Origin of the sequence: Cedecea davisae DSM 4568, assembly GCF_000412335.2 — a bacterium.
Taxonomy (GTDB): domain Bacteria; phylum Pseudomonadota; class Gammaproteobacteria; order Enterobacterales; family Enterobacteriaceae; genus Cedecea; species Cedecea davisae.
The window spans coordinates 4697569-4714323 of the sequence record NZ_KE161030.1 but is presented as its reverse complement, the minus strand read 5'-3'; the positions used below and the strand labels follow the sequence as shown (position 1 = coordinate 4714323).

General features: G+C 55.1%; 16 protein-coding genes. 11 read left to right on the top strand and 5 right to left on the bottom strand.

The features are described 5' to 3' along the window. Positions 1–18: 18 nt before the first annotated feature. The 3 genes from coaBC (at position 19) to slmA (ending at position 2383) form a co-directional block, all read left to right on the top strand. Positions 19–1230 (top strand): bifunctional phosphopantothenoylcysteine decarboxylase/phosphopantothenate--cysteine ligase CoaBC, encoded by a 1212-nt coding sequence (coaBC, locus tag HMPREF0201_RS21475; RefSeq protein WP_115586372.1) that lies wholly within the window; start codon positions 19–21, stop codon positions 1228–1230. After that, a complete protein-coding gene (dut, locus tag HMPREF0201_RS21470; protein ID WP_016538880.1) occupies positions 1208–1666 on the top strand; it encodes a dUTP diphosphatase in 459 nt (152 codons plus the stop codon). The genes coaBC and dut overlap by 23 nt, the downstream gene beginning before the upstream one ends. Positions 1667–1786: 120 nt before the next feature. After that, positions 1787–2383, top strand: a complete 597-nt coding sequence (gene slmA / locus HMPREF0201_RS21465; protein WP_016538879.1) for a nucleoid occlusion factor SlmA — start codon at positions 1787–1789, stop codon at positions 2381–2383. 33 nt (positions 2384–2416) lie between these two features. Here the strand turns inward: slmA and pyrE are convergent, their stop codons facing one another. After that, entirely contained in the window at positions 2417–3058 is a 642-nt protein-coding gene (gene pyrE / locus HMPREF0201_RS21460; protein ID WP_016538878.1) for an orotate phosphoribosyltransferase, read from the bottom strand. A gap of 65 nt (positions 3059–3123) precedes the next feature. Then, positions 3124–3840 carry a ribonuclease PH gene (gene rph / locus HMPREF0201_RS21455; protein ID WP_039898994.1) on the bottom strand — a complete coding sequence of 239 codons (717 nt, stop codon included), beginning with the start codon at positions 3838–3840 and terminating at the stop codon, positions 3124–3126. A gap of 125 nt (positions 3841–3965) precedes the next feature. Here rph and HMPREF0201_RS21450 point away from each other — a divergent pair, with 125 nt between their 5' ends. Then, complete coding sequence (locus HMPREF0201_RS21450) at positions 3966–4829, top strand: YicC/YloC family endoribonuclease (RefSeq protein WP_016538876.1); 864 nt, start codon at positions 3966–3968, stop codon at positions 4827–4829. Positions 4830–4866: 37 nt separating this feature from the next. Here the strand turns inward: HMPREF0201_RS21450 and HMPREF0201_RS21445 are convergent, their stop codons facing one another. Then, on the bottom strand, positions 4867–5259 hold the full coding sequence (locus tag HMPREF0201_RS21445) for a hypothetical protein (RefSeq protein ID WP_016538875.1): 393 nt from the start codon (positions 5257–5259) through the stop codon (positions 4867–4869). A gap of 195 nt (positions 5260–5454) precedes the next feature. Between HMPREF0201_RS21445 and HMPREF0201_RS21440 the strand changes: the two genes are divergently transcribed. Then, the gene (locus HMPREF0201_RS21440) at positions 5455–6072 is read left to right on the top strand and encodes a trimeric intracellular cation channel family protein (RefSeq protein ID WP_016538874.1); all 618 of its coding nucleotides are present in this window, start codon (positions 5455–5457) and stop codon (positions 6070–6072) included. Here HMPREF0201_RS21440 and ligB read toward each other — a convergent pair. Then, positions 6066–7757 (bottom strand): NAD-dependent DNA ligase LigB, encoded by a 1692-nt coding sequence (ligB, locus tag HMPREF0201_RS21435; protein WP_016538873.1) that lies wholly within the window; start codon positions 7755–7757, stop codon positions 6066–6068. The genes HMPREF0201_RS21440 and ligB overlap by 7 nt on opposite strands. Positions 7758–8012: 255 nt before the next feature. On the opposite strand from ligB, the gene gmk reads away from it, so the two are divergent. From gmk to recG, 5 genes are read left to right on the top strand one after another with little or no spacing between them, the layout of a single operon-like run. Next, a complete protein-coding gene (gmk, locus tag HMPREF0201_RS21430; protein ID WP_016538872.1) occupies positions 8013–8636 on the top strand; it encodes a guanylate kinase in 624 nt (207 codons plus the stop codon). A gap of 54 nt (positions 8637–8690) precedes the next feature. After that, positions 8691–8966: a DNA-directed RNA polymerase subunit omega gene (rpoZ, locus tag HMPREF0201_RS21425; RefSeq protein WP_008457417.1), complete on the top strand. Its 276-nt coding sequence runs from the start codon at positions 8691–8693 to the stop codon at positions 8964–8966. An 18-nt stretch (positions 8967–8984) separates the two neighbouring features. Further along, positions 8985–11105: a bifunctional GTP diphosphokinase/guanosine-3',5'-bis pyrophosphate 3'-pyrophosphohydrolase gene (gene spoT, locus HMPREF0201_RS21420; protein ID WP_016538871.1), complete on the top strand. Its 2121-nt coding sequence runs from the start codon at positions 8985–8987 to the stop codon at positions 11103–11105. Between the two features lie 4 nt (positions 11106–11109). Beyond that, complete coding sequence (gene trmH / locus HMPREF0201_RS23265; protein WP_039898992.1) at positions 11110–11799, top strand: tRNA (guanosine(18)-2'-O)-methyltransferase TrmH; 690 nt, start codon at positions 11110–11112, stop codon at positions 11797–11799. A 3-nt stretch (positions 11800–11802) separates the two neighbouring features. Continuing rightward, complete coding sequence (gene recG / locus HMPREF0201_RS21410) at positions 11803–13884, top strand: ATP-dependent DNA helicase RecG (RefSeq protein WP_016538869.1); 2082 nt, start codon at positions 11803–11805, stop codon at positions 13882–13884. Here recG and gltS read toward each other — a convergent pair. After that, positions 13881–15083, bottom strand: coding sequence for a sodium/glutamate symporter (gene gltS, locus HMPREF0201_RS21405; RefSeq protein WP_016538868.1), 1203 nt, complete (start codon positions 15081–15083; stop codon positions 13881–13883). The genes recG and gltS overlap by 4 nt on opposite strands. A 227-nt stretch (positions 15084–15310) precedes the next feature. Between gltS and HMPREF0201_RS21400 the strand changes: the two genes are divergently transcribed. Then, positions 15311–16702: a nucleobase:cation symporter-2 family protein gene (locus tag HMPREF0201_RS21400; RefSeq protein ID WP_016538867.1), complete on the top strand. Its 1392-nt coding sequence runs from the start codon at positions 15311–15313 to the stop codon at positions 16700–16702. The last annotated feature ends 53 nt before the right edge of the window (positions 16703–16755 follow it).

The window sequence follows — 16755 nt, the reverse complement described above, 5'->3', positions numbered from 1 at the left end:
CAACGGATAAAAATCATGATGGGGCTTTCCGGCAAGAAAATTGTTCTTGGTGTCAGCGGCGGTATTGCTGCTTACAAAACACCTGAGCTGGTGCGTCGTCTGCGCGATCGCGGAGCGGATGTACGAGTGGTAATGACCGAGGCGGCGAAGGCCTTTATCACACCATTAAGCTTACAGGCCGTCTCCGGGTATCCGGTGTCGGACAGCCTGCTTGACCCGGCTGCCGAAGCGGCAATGGGCCACATCGAACTGGGAAAATGGGCTGATTTAGTCATTATTGCTCCCGCCACCGCAGACCTGATTGCCCGCATCGCAGCAGGGATGGCAAACGACCTGGTCAGCACCATCTGCCTTGCTACTGCGGCACCGGTTGCGGTCGTTCCCGCCATGAACCAGCAAATGTACCGGGCAGCGGCAACCCAACATAATCTTGGCGTACTCGGCTCTCGTGGCCTGCTGATTTGGGGGCCGGATAGCGGCAGCCAGGCGTGCGGCGACATCGGCCCGGGGCGTATGCTGGACCCGTTAATACTCGTCGACATGGCAGTGGAGCATTTCTCGGTAGTCAAAGATCTGCAACATCTGAACGTCATGATTACCGCCGGCCCCACTCGCGAGCGGTTGGATCCCGTTCGGTACATTACCAATGACAGCTCCGGTAAAATGGGCTTTGCTATCGCCGCAGCCGCAGCCGCCCGCGGAGCAAACGTGACTTTAGTTGCCGGGCCGGTAACTTTGCCAACGCCTGCCGGGGTAAATCGGGTAGATGTAACAACCGCGCTGGAAATGAACGAAGCCGTACAACGGCAGGCCACAAGCCAGCAGATTTTTATCGGCTGTGCGGCCGTTGCCGATTATAGGGCAGCCACCGTTGCTGACGAGAAAATCAAAAAGCAAGGTGATGAAATTACTCTAAAAATGGTGAAAAACCCGGATGTGGTTGCCGGCGTTGCCGCACTTTCAGAAGGTCGCCCCTATGTTGTAGGGTTTGCCGCCGAAACAAATAATGTGGAAGAATACGCCCGGAAAAAGCGCGCTGCTAAAAACCTCGACCTGATCTGTGCTAATGACGTATCTAAGCAAAATCAGGGGTTTAACAGCGACAGCAATGCATTACACCTTTTCTGGCAGGATGGAGATAAAGTCTTACCGCTTGAGCGTAAAGAGCTCCTTGGCCACCTTTTACTGGACGAGATCGTTACCCGCTATGATGAAAAAAATCGACGTTAAAATTCTGGACCCGCGCGTTGGCCAACAATTTCCGCTGCCGACCTACGCCACCTCCGGTTCAGCCGGTCTTGACCTGCGCGCCTGTTTAGATGACGCCGTAGAGTTGGCTCCAGGTGCCACAACGCTGCTGCCTACCGGCCTGGCTATTCACATTGCCGATGCATCCCTGGCGGCGGTGATTCTCCCGCGTTCAGGCCTGGGTCATAAACATGGCGTTGTGCTGGGCAACCTGGTGGGTTTAATCGACTCCGATTATCAGGGGCAGTTGATGGTTTCCGTGTGGAACCGTGGCCAGAACAGCTTCACCATCCAGCCTGGCGAGCGCATCGCGCAAATGGTCTTTGTACCTGTGGTACAGGCAGAATTTAATCTGGTCGAAGATTTTGATGCCAGCGACCGTGGCGAAGGCGGCTTTGGCCATTCTGGCCGCCAGTAATACCGTTTTATAAACGTAACCCTACCGCGTAGATAACGTTATAACAGACCGCAAACCAGGCGTTTGCGGGCGCGGTGCGGTGCTTGCCTGACAAGGTAATTTTCAGGGGTATTTTAGAACATGGCAGAAAAACAGACCGCGAAAAGGAATCGTCGCGAGGAAATACTTCAGTCTCTGGCCCAAATGCTTGAATCCAGCGACGGCAGCCAGCGCATTACCACCGCGAAACTTGCGGCAACGGTTGGCGTGTCCGAAGCGGCGCTCTATCGGCATTTTCCCAGCAAGATGAAAATGTTCGATAGCCTGATTGAGTTTATCGAAGACAGCCTGATTACCCGCATTAACCTGATTTTGAAAGATGAGAAAGATACGCTGGCTCGCCTGCGGCTGATCGTTCTGCTGGTGCTGGGTTTTGGTGAACGTAACCCGGGGTTAACCCGCATTCTTACCGGCCATGCGCTGATGTTTGAACAAGATCGCCTGCAGGACCGCATCAATCAGCTATTTGAGCGTATTGAGGTTCAGCTGCGTCAGGTAATGCGCGAAAAGAAAATGCGTGAGGGCGAAGGGTTTACTACCGATGAAGCCCTGCTGGCAAGCCAGCTACTGGCTTTCTGTGAAGGGATGCTTTCGCGTTTTGTTCGCAGCGACTTCCGCTATCTGCCCACGGATGATTTCGATACCCGCTGGCCGCTGATTGCCGCACAGCTGTACTAAGAAAAGGGCCTGATGGCCCTTTTCTTTTCTGGCTTATACGCCGTACTCTTCGCGATACTTACGCACCGCAGCAAGTTTGTCGGCCATTTCTGGTTTCTCTTCCAGATAGGCAATCAGGTCCTTCAAAGTGATGATAGAGATGACCTGGCATTTATAATCACGCTCAACCTCCTGAATTGCAGAAATATCAGCGCGCCCGCGTTCTTGCCTGTCGAGAGAAATCAAAACACCCGCAAGGCTGGCACCGTTAGCGGCAATGATTTCCATCGACTCACGAATGGCCGTTCCGGCGGTTATCACGTCATCCACCAGCATTACACGCCCCTGCAGCGGGCTACCGACCAGATTGCCACCCTCGCCGTGATCTTTCGCTTCTTTACGGTTGAAGCAATAAGGCACATCCCGTTCATGATGCTCGGCCAGCGCAACCGCGGTGGTTGTCGCGATAGGGATGCCCTTATAGGCCGGGCCAAACAGCAGGTCGAAGTCGATACCGGAATCCATCAGCGCGGCGGCATAAAAACGCCCCAGTAACGCCAGATCGCGCCCGGTATTAAACAGCCCGGCGTTGAAGAAATAGGGGCTGGTACGCCCGGATTTCAGCGTAAATTCGCCAAACTTGAGTACCTGTTTGTTAAGCGCAAACTCAATAAACTGGCGCTGATACGGTTTCATGGATTCGCTCCTTAGCGTTGTTACACGGACATAAAAAAAGCGACTTCTCAGTCGCTTTTTAAAAATTAATTTTCTAACGCCGCCTTCTGCGACGCGATAATGGAATCAATTCCCCCTCGGGCCAGTGCTAGCAGCGCCAGTAGCTCTTCATGGGAGAACGGCTCGCCTTCAGCGGTGCCCTGCACTTCAATCATGCGTCCATCTTCCATCATCACTACGTTCATATCGGTTTCAGCCGAGGAGTCTTCGACATACTCCAGATCGCAAAGCGCTTCACCCTTGACGATGCCGACGGAAACCGCCGCCACCATTCCCTTCATTGGGTTAGTTTTCAGCTTACCGGCAGCCACAAGGCCGTTCAGCGCATCGGCCAGCGCCACGCAGGCACCGGTGATAGAAGCAGTGCGGGTGCCACCATCGGCCTGCAGGACGTCGCAGTCCAGAGTGATGGTGAATTCACCCAGCGCCTTTAAATCTACCGCCGCGCGCAGAGAACGGGCGATCAGACGCTGAATTTCAAGGGTACGGCCGCCCTGCTTGCCTTTTGCAGCTTCACGCGCATTACGGCTATGAGTTGCACGCGGCAGCATGCCGTATTCGGCGGTGATCCAGCCCTGGCCCTGACCTTTCAGGAAGCGAGGAACGCCTTCTTCAAGGGTGGCGGTGCAAAGCACTTTGGTATCACCAAACTCGACAAGCACGGAACCTTCTGCGTGTTTAGTGTAATGGCGGGTCAGGGTAACTGGGCGCACTTGTTCGGCGCTACGACCTGATGGACGCATGGGCTTATCTCCGGCTAAAACGAATGTGGCTGCGCATTATACGGACTTCAGGCGCTTATTCCTATCCTGCAAGACCCCTGATGGCTATAATCCCCTCATACATTAGCTGAAAACGGGTACCTGCTATGATCCGCAGTATGACCGCCTACGCCCGGCGTGAAGTAAAAGGTGAATGGGGCTCAGCCTCCTGGGAATTACGCTCGGTTAACCAGCGCTATCTCGAAACTTACATCCGCATGCCGGAACAGTTCCGCAGCCTTGAGCCTGTAGCGCGCGAACGCATCCGCAATCGACTGACTCGCGGCAAAATCGAGTGCAACCTGCGCTTCGAACCAGACTCCCGCTCGCAAGGCGCTTTGCTCCTTAATGAAAAACTGGCTAAGCAGCTGGTTGACGCCGCTAACTGGGTCAAAATGCAGAGTGACGAAGGGGAAATAAATCCGGTTGATATTCTGCGCTGGCCCGGCGTAATGTCCGCTCAGGAGCAGGACCTGGACGCTATCGCCGCGGAGATCCTTGCCGCACTGGATGGCGCACTGGATGATTTTATTGTTGCCCGCGAAACTGAAGGCCACGCATTAAAAGCGCTTATCGAGCAACGCCTCGAAGGCGTCAGCGCCGAAGTGGTGAAAGTACGAGCGCAAATGCCAGAAGTGGTTAAATGGCAGCGTGAGCGCCTGGTCAGCAAGCTGGAAGAAGCCGAAGTACAGCTTGAAAATAGCCGCCTTGAGCAAGAGTTGGTGTTGATGGCACAGCGAATCGACGTCGCTGAAGAGCTTGACCGCCTGGAAGCTCACGTTAAAGAGACCTATAACATCCTGAAGAAAAAAGAAGCCGTTGGCCGTCGCCTCGACTTTATGATGCAGGAGTTCAACCGCGAGTCGAACACGCTGGCCTCCAAATCGATAAACTCAGATGTCACCACCTCAGCCATCGAGCTGAAAGTCTTGATCGAGCAAATGCGCGAGCAGATTCAGAACATCGAGTGATACCGCGAGGCCCTGATTTATGGGCCTCTCAACTTTCTCAGCGCGTCGCCAGAAGCTGTTCCGCCGTAATTAAACCCATCTTTTCCAGCTGAATAGCGACCGCTCGCGCCGAGCGACCGAACTGCTGACTTAATGCATTTATGTCTTCATTTTGCCGATACTTCACGTCCAGCAATACTTTCTCATCGGCAGCCCAGGGAAAATAAGCTTTAGCCGGCCTGCCTTCAGCAATATTCTTTCGCTGCCGTTCTTCGGGAGTGAGTTTGATCTGTTTCTGCTTCTCCGGCCTCTCCGCCAGCTCCTCAGAAAGTGCAAACAGCATTCTTATCGCATCGGGTTGATTCGCCAGCGAACCGGATGCCAGCAGCTCTCCTGTTTCAGGATTGATACCTTTCGCTAACGCCCTGAGCACCGCAGAGACAGTTTTCATCGTCAGCCCCTCCGATTACCGATAGTTCTACTAATCCATTTTTTAAATATTAATTTCATAGATAACCCTCTATTTGAGGATAAAATAATATTTTCGCATAAATAAAACTAATCAATACAGATTCAATTTAGAAAATCTCAATCGTGACACAACGCACAAAACGCTACCCTCGGAGCAACTTCTGAGGGGACATTCATGCTGCTACACATCCTTTATCTTATCGGTATCACGGCGGAAGCTATGACAGGTGCACTGGCCGCCGGCCGTCGCCGCATGGATACCTTTGGCGTCATCATTATCGCCACCGCAACCGCTCTCGGCGGCGGCTCTGTACGCGATATTCTGCTGGGCCATTACCCTCTCGGCTGGGTCAAACACCCTGAGTATGTTGTTATCGTGGCTATTGCCGCGGTGCTCACCACCATCATGGCGCCGGTTATGCCGCACCTGCGTAAGCTGTTTTTAGTTCTTGATGCGCTGGGGCTGGTTGTTTTTTCCATCATTGGCGCACAGGTCGCCCTTGATATGGGTGAAGGCCCAATCATTGCGACTATTGCGGCAGTGGTCACGGGCGTATTTGGCGGCGTACTGCGCGATATGTTCTGCAAACGTATTCCTCTGGTCTTCCAGAAAGAGCTGTACGCTGGCATCGCCTTTGCCTCAGCGGTGCTTTACATCGCACTCCAGCACTATGTCAGCAGCCACGATATTGTGGTGATAGCAACCCTGCTCTTCGGTTTCACTACGCGCCTGCTGGCGCTTCGCCTGCGGCTTGGCCTGCCCGTTTTTCATTACAAACATGCCGATCACTGAGGGCTAAAGCCGCCGATCTTTTGCTGCCCCAGGAAAATCGCCAGGGCAGCAACCTGAGGATGCTTCATAAAATCTATAAGTTGCCTTGCCCGGGTAGCGCCTACGCCCGGCAGGCGACACCAGCCGGTTTCGTCCCGGCGTAACAATTGTTGCCAGCTCTTCTCTTTAATTTCATTCAGGGCCTTTGCCGGTAAAGGCATTCCCATCGCCTGTATCCAGCGGATAAACGGCTGCTGTCTTGCTAAAGAAAATCGGTGCCACAGCAATTCAGATTTTTTTGCCGTTAACCCCGGTAGCCCCAACAACGCCTCCCGGCTCAGCGCCAGCCATGAAAAAATATGCTGCAAGCGCGTGTCCGTCAGCAACTGCCGCCAGCTGCTTTGGCTAACCCCGGGCAAGTCGAGTAGCGATTTTTGGCTCAGCCACGTAAGTCGCGCAAGAAACTGCTCGTGGCACTCTACTGATGCGAAAAGGCAGCTCACTGCACTAGCCTGAGCACCAGGCGGCTTGGGTTTATCCCGCTGACCAACGCGCCAGACAACCTTCTCCAGCCGGGGAATACCCTGCCCCGCAAGGCTGATTTTCACTCTATCACCAGCGACCACATCCCACTCCCGCCAGCTCTTCACTGAGCCAATATTCACCCGCCTGACGTGTTTGTCGTCCAGCTGTGTCTCTTCAAGTTCAAGCACCACCGCTATTTTCCCTGTCCTGCCAACGGTGAAATGGACTTTTCTGACGCCGGTGAGCTGCTCCGCCGGGGCAAACTTCCACGCCACCACCCACTCACCCTCGCCGGGGCGCCAAAACTTCGCCTGCGGTTCACGCGCCTGCCGAATAACGATGCCATCGGTAACAAAGGGCAAAGGCTGGCGAAACCAGCTATCACGCAGAAGAGCAATTTCTCCAACGTTAGAGACCGGCTTCGTCCAGGCCGCAGTAAGCGAAAATCCGGCCTGTTTCAATAGCTCAGTCTTTTTAATCATATTTTCAGGGCCATCCGGCCACGCCCAGATAAAAACGCCCCATGCGTCGCTATCGGTAATTGGACCGATACGCAGCATTTCACCCGCTACCTTCGCTCTGGCATTAACTCCGCCCATGTTGCTTTGAATATGGCCGCTGCGTTTAAGGAACAATTCTCCTTGCAGCACGCTATTTGCAAGCGAAGCAGGGACCTGGCGAGGAATTGCTGCTATCCCGGTAGCCTTATGAGTCCAGTCCTCCCCTTTTAGCCCATCGCCGCGACTGAGCATTTTTTCCAGCCTGCCGTTACGGTACACAAGCGTTATCGCAACACCGTCGACTTTTGGCTGCACCCATAAGTCGTTCCGCCCCCTCATCCACAGAGCGACAGCCTGCTTATCTCGCAGCTTTTTCACTCCAGTGTGGGCGACCGGGTGGGACAAGCGCCCGGCAGCCCCAAGCCGAACAGGGTGAGCCTGCTGTCCCGACCCCACGCAGCCCCGCCAGGCCGCCAGCGTTTCCAGCAGGCTATCGTAGACCGCATCGCTAACCAGGCTCTTTCCTTGTTGATAGTAGGCTTCATCCCAGGCAGAGACCTGCTGAGCCAGCTTTTCAATCTCCTGCCTGGTTCTGACTTCCTGCCATGCCGGACAGGACGCTGAGGCCGAAGCCTGGCCTGCCAGTAACACTAAGATAAACGCCCCTATTATTGTTCTCATATTGCCTCCGTAACTGCCTGAACGGAGATATAGCCGGATTGATGACCGGTCACTAACGAGGAATCTCATTTATGAGGCTGTGCTTCCTGAAAACCTGAGGCGTTGCAGAAAATGAAGCAAATAAAAGGGAAACATCACGTAAAGCGCGAGAAAAACCACAGTAGCCGATCACAAAATCTTCGTCGCGCGGCGGCGGTGTGTATAATATGCCGGTAGACGCTCTTCCTTTTATGCATACCGACTAAGTTAGAACTCATGGCTCAAGGCACGCTTTATATTGTTTCCGCTCCAAGTGGCGCGGGTAAATCCAGCCTCATCCAGGCTTTGTTAAAGACACAACCGCTGTACGACACGCAGGTTTCCATCTCTCATACCACTCGCGGTATGCGCCCGGGTGAAAACCACGGCGAACACTATTTCTTTGTGGCTAAAGATGAATTCCGGCAGATGATTGCTGAAGATGCTTTCCTCGAACATGCGGAAGTATTTGGCAACTATTACGGTACTTCACGCCGCGCAATTGAAGACGTGCTGGCGACGGGCGTGGATGTGTTTCTGGATATCGACTGGCAGGGCGCACAGCAGATTCGTCAGAAAATGCCTCAGGCCCGCAGCATCTTTATTCTGCCACCGTCAAAAGACGAGCTGGACAGACGCCTGCGCGGCCGCGGTCAGGACAGCGAAGAAGTGATTGCAAAACGCATGGAACAAGCCGTTGCGGAAATGAGTCACTATGCGGAGTATGATTACCTCATCGTTAATGATGATTTTGATACCGCGCTGTCTGATTTAAAGATAATCATTCGTGCCGAGCGTCTACGAATGGGTCGCCAAAAGATGCGACATGACGCTTTAATCAGCAAACTATTGGCAGACTGACACCAGTTTCAGTATCATGCCCAGTCATTTCTTCACCTGTGGAGCATTTTAATTATGGCACGCGTAACCGTTCAGGACGCAGTAGAGAAAATTGGTAACCGTTTTGACCTGGTACTTGTCGCCGCGCGTCGCGCTCGTCAGATGCAGGTTGGCGGTAAAGATCCGCTTGTACCGGAAGAAAACGACAAAACGACCGTTATCGCACTGCGCGAAATCGAAGAAGGGTTGATAACCAACCAGATCCTCGATGTGCGTGAGCGCCAGGAACAGCAAGAGCAGGAAGCCGCAGAACTGCAGGCCGTTACTGCTATTGCTGAAGGTCGTCGTTAATTAGCCCGCGGGTAGCCCTTGTATCTGTTTGAGAGCCTGAATCAGCTGATTCAAAACTATCTGCCCGAGGAGCAAATCAAGCGCCTTCGGCAGGCATACCTTGTCGCGCGTGATGCTCACGAGGGACAAACTCGTTCAAGCGGTGAACCCTATATCACCCATCCGGTAGCCGTCGCCTGCATTCTGGCCGAGATGAAACTCGACCATGAAACGCTAATGGCGGCGCTGCTGCATGATGTGATTGAAGACACCCCTGCCACCTACCAGGATATGGAACAACTGTTTGGCAAAAGCGTTGCCGAGCTGGTGGAAGGGGTCTCTAAGCTAGACAAACTGAAGTTCCGCGATAAGAAAGAGGCGCAGGCCGAAAACTTCCGCAAAATGATCATGGCGATGGTGCAGGACATCCGCGTCATCTTGATCAAGCTCGCAGACCGCACCCACAATATGCGAACCCTGGGTTCACTGCGCCCGGACAAGCGCCGCCGCATTGCCCGTGAAACCCTCGAAATCTACAGCCCGCTGGCCCACCGCCTTGGTATTCATCATCTGAAAACCGAACTGGAAGAGCTAGGCTTTGAAGCGCTTTACCCGAACCGTTACCGCGTAATTAAAGAAGTGGTAAAAGCGGCGCGCGGTAACCGCAAAGAGATGATTCAAAAAATCCTCTCAGAAATCGACGGACGTTTGCAGGAAGCCGGTATTCCATGCCGCGTCAGCGGTCGCGAAAAACACCTTTACTCCATTTACTGCAAGATGACGCTCAAAGAGCAGCGTTTCCATTCAATTATGGACATCTACGCTTTCCGCGTAATCGTTCACGATATGGATACCTGTTACCGCGTACTCGGGCAGATGCACAGCCTCTATAAACCACGTCCAGGCCGGGTTAAGGACTATATTGCCATTCCAAAAGCGAACGGCTATCAGTCCCTGCACACTTCAATGATCGGGCCACACGGCGTGCCGGTTGAAGTGCAAATCCGTACCGAAGATATGGATCAGATGGCGGAAATGGGGGTTGCTGCGCACTGGGCTTACAAAGAGCAGGGCGAAAGCAGCACAACCGCACAAATCCGCGCCCAGCGCTGGATGCAAAGCCTGCTGGAGCTTCAGCAAAGCGCAGGCAGCTCGTTTGAATTTATCGAGAGCGTAAAATCCGATCTGTTCCCGGATGAGATTTACGTTTTCACCCCGGAAGGCCGCATCGTGGAGCTGCCTGCGGGCGCAACGCCGGTGGATTTTGCCTATGCGGTTCATACCGACATCGGCCATGCCTGCGTAGGCGCACGCGTAGACCGCCAGCCTTATCCGCTGTCACAGTCGCTGACCAGCGGCCAGACTATCGAAATCATTACCGCGCCGGGCGCACGCCCGAATGCCGCGTGGCTCAATTTTGTCGTCAGCTCCAAAGCACGCGCCAAAATTCGCCAGATGCTGAAAAACCTCAAGCGCGACGACTCCGTCAGCCTTGGGCGTCGCCTGCTCAACCATGCGCTGGGCGGTAGCCGCAAGCTTGCCGAGATCCCGGCCGAGAACGTTCAGCGCGAGCTGGAACGCATGAAGCTGGCCTCTCTTGACGACCTGCTGGCAGAAATCGGCCTCGGCAACGCGATGAGCGTGGTGGTGGCAAAAAACCTTCAGGGCGAAGCTCCGGTCACCTCACAACCCGGCTCGGCGACGACGTCAACCCACAGCAACTTGCCAATCAAAGGCGCTGATGGCGTACTGATTACCTTCGCCAAGTGCTGTCGCCCTATCCCGGGAGATCCTATCGTTGCTCACGTCAGCCCTGGAAAAGGGTTGGTTATCCACCATGAGTCCTGTCGAAATATTCGTGGCTACCAGAAAGAGCCTGAGAAGTTTATGGCGGTAGAGTGGGATAAAGAGACCGAGCAGGAATTCATTACCGAGATCAAGGTGGACATGTTCAACCACCAGGGCGCGCTGGCCAACCTGACTGCGGCTATCAACACCGCGAGTTCTAATATTCAGAGCCTGAATACCGAAGAGAAAGACGGCCGCGTTTACAGCGCCTTTATTCGACTGACCGCCCGGGACCGCGTCCATCTGGCAAACATCATGCGCAAGATCCGCGTGATGCCGGATGTGATTAAAGTTACCCGCAACAGAAACTAGTGTTATGAATCCTCAACGTTATGCGCGTATTTGCGAGATGCTCGCCAGACGCCAGCCTGACCTGACCGTTTGCATGGAGCAGGTGCACAAGCCCCATAACGTCTCCGCAATAATTCGTACCGCCGATGCCGTCGGCGTGCATGAAGTGCACGCGGTCTGGCCGGGAAGCCGTATGCGCACCATGGCCTCTTCGGCCGCGGGCAGCAACTCGTGGGTAGAAGTGAAAACCCACGCCACCATCGGCGAAGCCGTTAGCCAGCTAAAAAGCAGCGGTATGCAAATTCTGGCAACCAACCTTTCCGACAAAGCCGTAGATTTCCGCGAGATAGACTATACGCGCCCAACCTGCATTCTGATGGGCCAGGAAAAAACCGGTATTACCGCAGAAGCGCTGGCTCTCGCAGACCAGGACATCATTATTCCGATGACGGGCATGGTGCAGTCGCTCAACGTCTCCGTCGCTTCCGCGCTGATTCTTTATGAAGCCCAGCGCCAGCGTCAGAACGCGGGCATGTACCAACGCGAAAATAGCGCACTGCCGGAAGCCGAGCAGCAAAGGCTGTTATTTGAAGGCGGCTACCCGGTGCTGGCGAATGTGTCCCGCCGCAAAGGCCTGCCTTACCCACATGTGAATCAGCAAGGTGAGATAGAAGCTGATGCCGCATGGTGGGCAACGATGCAGTCCGCGGAGTAAGCCATGAAAGGCCGCCTGCTGGATGCCATACCGTTAAGCACGCTTGCCGGAGTGGGTGCCAGCCAGAGCGGAAAGCTGGCCAAAATTGGCCTGCACACCCTCCAGGATCTGCTGCTTCATCTGCCTCTGCGTTACGAAGACCGCACCCATCTTTATTCGATTAACGACCTGCTACCCGGCGTTTACGCCACGGTGGAAGGCGAAGTGCTGAACTGCAATATCACTTTCGGCGGCCGCCGCATGATGACCTGCCAGATAAGCGACGGCACCGGCATACTGACGATGCGTTTCTTCAACTTCAACGCGGCGATGAAAAATAGCCTTGCCACCGGCAAGCGCGTGCTTGCTTACGGCGAAGCTAAACGCGGTAAATATGGCGCAGAGATGATCCACCCGGAATACCGTATTCAGGGCGACCTGAGCACTCCTGAGCTACAGGAAACGCTAACCCCTGTTTACCCGACAACCGAAGGTATTCGCCAGGCCACGCTGCGTAAGCTAACCGATCAGGCGCTTGAGTTACTGGATACCTGCGCCATTGCCGAACTGCTGCCGACCGAGCTAAGTCAGGGCATGATTAGCCTGCCGGAAGCTCTGCGTACTTTGCATCGCCCCCCGCCGGACATGAAGCTTGCCGACCTCGAAACCGGTAAACACCCTGCTCAGCAGCGCCTCATTCTGGAAGAGCTGCTCGCCCATAACCTGAGTATGCTCGCTCTGCGTGCCGGAGCGCAGCGCTACCATGCTCTGCCGCTAACCCATCACGACGAGCTAAAAAATAGGCTGCTGGCGGCGCTGCCGTTTAAACCAACCGGGGCACAGGCACGCGTAGTCGCTGAGATAGAGCAGGATTTAGCGAAGGACGTGCCGATGATGCGCCTGGTACAGGGTGATGTTGGCTCAGGCAAAACGCTGGTTGCCGCGCTTGCCGCGCTGCGGGCTATTGCGCACGGCAAACAAGTTGGCCTGATGGCCCCCACCGAACTGCTGGCAGAGCAGCACGCCAATAACTTCCGCCAGTGGTTTGCTCCGTTGGGCATAGAAGTGGGCTGGCTGGCCGGGAAGCAGAAAGGTAAAGCGAGGATTGCGCAACAGGAAGCCATTGCCAGCGGCCAGGTTTCTATGGTGGTGGGTACTCACGCTATTTTCCAGGAACAGGTGCAGTTTTCCGGGCTGGCGCTGGTTATCATTGATGAACAGCACCGCTTTGGCGTTCACCAGCGCCTTGCGTTGTGGGAAAAAGGCCAGATACAGGGCTTCCACCCTCATCAGCTGATCATGACCGCCACGCCTATCCCACGCACCCTGGCGATGACCGCATACGCCGATCTTGATACCTCGGTTATTGACGAGCTGCCGCCGGGCCGCACGCCGGTTACCACGGTGGCAATAGCCGATACGCGCCGCAATGAAATTATCGAACGAGTGCGCAGCGCCTGCCGCGATGAAGGCCGCCAGGCCTACTGGGTTTGTACCCTGATAGAAGAGTCGGAGCTACTGGAAGCCCAGGCGGCAGAAGTGACGTGGGAAGAGCTAAAAGACGCATTGCCGGAGCTTAACGTCGGCCTGGTGCACGGCCGCATGAAGCCGCAGGAGAAGCAGGCGGTTATGCAGGCCTTTAAGCAGGGCGAACTGCATCTCCTGGTTGCGACGACGGTCATCGAAGTCGGCGTGGACGTGCCCAATGCTAGCCTGATGATCATCGAAAACCCGGAGCGCTTAGGCCTTGCGCAACTCCACCAGCTTCGCGGCCGCGTTGGCCGCGGTGCGGTAGCATCCCACTGCGTACTGCTTTATAAATCGCCGCTGTCGAAAACCGCCCAGCTGCGCCTGCAGGTGCTAAGGGACAGTAATGACGGCTTCGTTATCGCTCAGAAAGATCTCGAAATCCGCGGTCCTGGCGAGCTGCTCGGCACCCGCCAGACCGGTACCGCTGAGTTCAAAGTTGCCGACCTGCTGCGGGACCAGGGGATGATCCCGCAGGTTCAGCGCCTGGCGCGCCATATTCATGAGCGCTATCCCGAGCAGGCTCTGGCGCTCATCGAGCGATGGATGCCGGAAACCGAGCGTTATTCAAACGCTTAGCCAAACAGCGGCAGCATCAGGAACAGCTTGATAACGACCGCGTTTACAATATCGATAAAGAACGCCCCGACCATCGGCACCACCAGAAACGCCATATGTGAAGGGCCAAAACGCTCGGTAATAGCCTGCATGTTAGCAATCGCCGTTGGCGTTGCGCCCATACCAAATCCGCAATGCCCCGCAGCCAGCACCGCCGCATCGTAGTTTTTGCCCATCAAACGCCAGGTGACAAAGATGGCATACAGCGCCATAAACAGCGTTTGTACCGCCAGAATGGCCAGCATCGGCAGCGCGAGGGAAGCCAGCTCCCAGAGCTTGAGGCTCATCAACGCCATCGCCAGGAACAGCGACAGGCTGACGTTGCCGAGTACCGAAACCGCACGTTCGAATACACGATAAAAGCCCATAATTGCCAGCGCATTGCTGAGGATCACGCCGACAAACAGCACGCAGACAAACGTCGGCAGCTCAAACGCCGTACCTTGCAAAAGCCCGGCCACGACACGCCCTGCCGTCAGGCATATGGCTATCAGGGCGATGGTTTCTATCAGCACCAGGGAAGTTATCACGCGGCCAACGTCAGGCTTTTCAAAAGCCCCCGGGATCTCATTGTCTTCCGGCGCGCCGTTTGGCGTTGAGGAGTGCTTAACCAAATAGCGGGCAACCGGGCCGCCGATTAAACCGCCCAGAACCAGACCAAAGGTTGCACAGGCCATGGCCACTTCCGTCGCATTCTGGAAGCCATAGCGCTCGGTGAACAGCTTGCTCCATGCCGCCCCCGTACCGTGGCCGCCGGAAAGCGTAATCGAACCGGCAAGCAGTCCCATCAACGGATCTAATCCCAACATGCTTGCCATACCGATACCGATGGCGTTTTGCATCACCAGCAGCCCGACGACGACAAACAGGAAAATTCCCACCACTCTTCCGCCCTTGCGCAAACTGGCGATATTAGCGTTAAGCCCGATAGTGGCGAAGAATGCGAGCATCAGGGGGTCTCTGAGGCTCATATCAAACTCAATTTCCCAGCCCATGCTTTTTTTCAGCACCAGCAGCGCAACGGCTATCAGCAAGCCACCGGCGACCGGCTCAGGAATGGTGTACTTCTTTAGAAAGGGGACCGAATGGACCATTTTTCGCCCCAGCAGTAAAACAAGCGTGGCGGCGACCAGAGTAGAAAGCGTATCAAGATGAAACATTGCAGTGCTCCTTTTTGCGCATGCCTGACAGCGCGCTTGATTATCCTTTGCTGTTATTTCCCCTCTTTGGGAAATCAGCTGCCATATTTTAACCAAAAACAGGGTGAAAGTTATAACTAACGGCAGAGTTATGAAATTTCACTCTTATTGACTTTTACTGGCAATCGTTTGCTTTTGCCGCCCAGTCCGTTAAAATCAGCGCTTTTCCAGCCACGAGATAACCTCTGATGTCCGTAAATGCCGTCGAGTCAGAAAATGCGCAACCGGTTGCGCAGACTCATCCGAGCGAACTGATCTATCGCCTTGAAGACCGCCCGCCGCTTCCGCAAACGCTTTTCGCCGCCTGTCAGCACCTGCTGGCCATGTTTGTCGCGGTTATCACTCCGGCGCTGCTGATTTGCCAGGCATTAGGATTACCGGCATCAGACACTCAGCACATCATCAGTATGTCGCTGTTCGCCTCCGGCGTAGCCTCAATTATTCAAATCAAAGCCTGGGGGCCGGTTGGCTCTGGCCTGCTGTCGATTCAGGGAACCAGCTTTAACTTTGTTTCACCGCTGATTATGGGCGGTATGGCGCTGAAAAACGGCGGTGCCGACGTGCCGACAATGATGGCCGCGCTGTTCGGTACTTTGATGCTCGCCAGCTGCACGGAAATGGTTATTTCCCGCGTATTGCATCTCGCCCGCCGCATCATTACCCCGCTGGTTTCCGGCGTGGTGGTCATGATTATCGGCCTGTCGCTGATTCAGGTCGGGCTGACCTCCATCGGCGGTGGCTATGGTGCGATGGCCGATCACTCTTTTGGCGCGCCTAAAAACCTGCTGCTGGCCGGAGCCGTGCTGTTGGTCATCATTCTGCTTAACCGCCAGCGTAACCCTTACCTGCGCGTAGCCTCGCTGGTTATCGCGATGGCCGTCGGCTATCTGCTGGCCTGGGCACTCGACATGCTGCCTGCCAGCACCGCACCGACCAATACCAGCCTGATTACGGTTCCAACGCCGCTGTATTACGGCCTGGGCATTGACTGGAGCCTGCTTATCCCGCTGATGCTGGTATTTATGGTGACTTCGCTGGAAACCATCGGCGATATTACCGCCACCTCAGACGTTTCAGAGCAGCCGGTTTCCGGCCCGTTGTATATGAAACGCCTCAAGGGCGGCGTGCTGGCAAATGGCCTGAACTCCTGCGTTTCGGCGGTGTTCAACACCTTCCCCAACTCCTGCTTCGGCCAGAACAACGGCGTGATTCAGTTGACCGGCGTAGCCAGCCGCTACGTGGGCTTTGTGGTGGCGCTGATGCTGATTGTGCTCGGCCTGTTCCCGGCGGTAAGCGGCTTCGTGCAGCATATCCCTGAGCCGGTGCTCGGCGGCGCAACTATCGTCATGTTCGGGACTATCGCCGCCTCCGGCGTGCGCATCGTCTCCCGCGAGCCGTTAAACCGCCGCGCTATTATGATAATTGCCCTGTCTCTCGCCGTAGGTCTTGGCGTATCACAGCAGCCGCTGATTTTGCAGTTCGCGCCTGACTGGATGAAAACTCTGCTCTCTTCAGGTATCGCCGCCGGCGGTATTACGGCCATCGTTCTGAACCTGATTTTCCCGCCTGAAAAAGAGTAATATCCTCACGCGCCGGCGATCTTTTTGCCGGCGCGAAACCCCCTCTGACAATC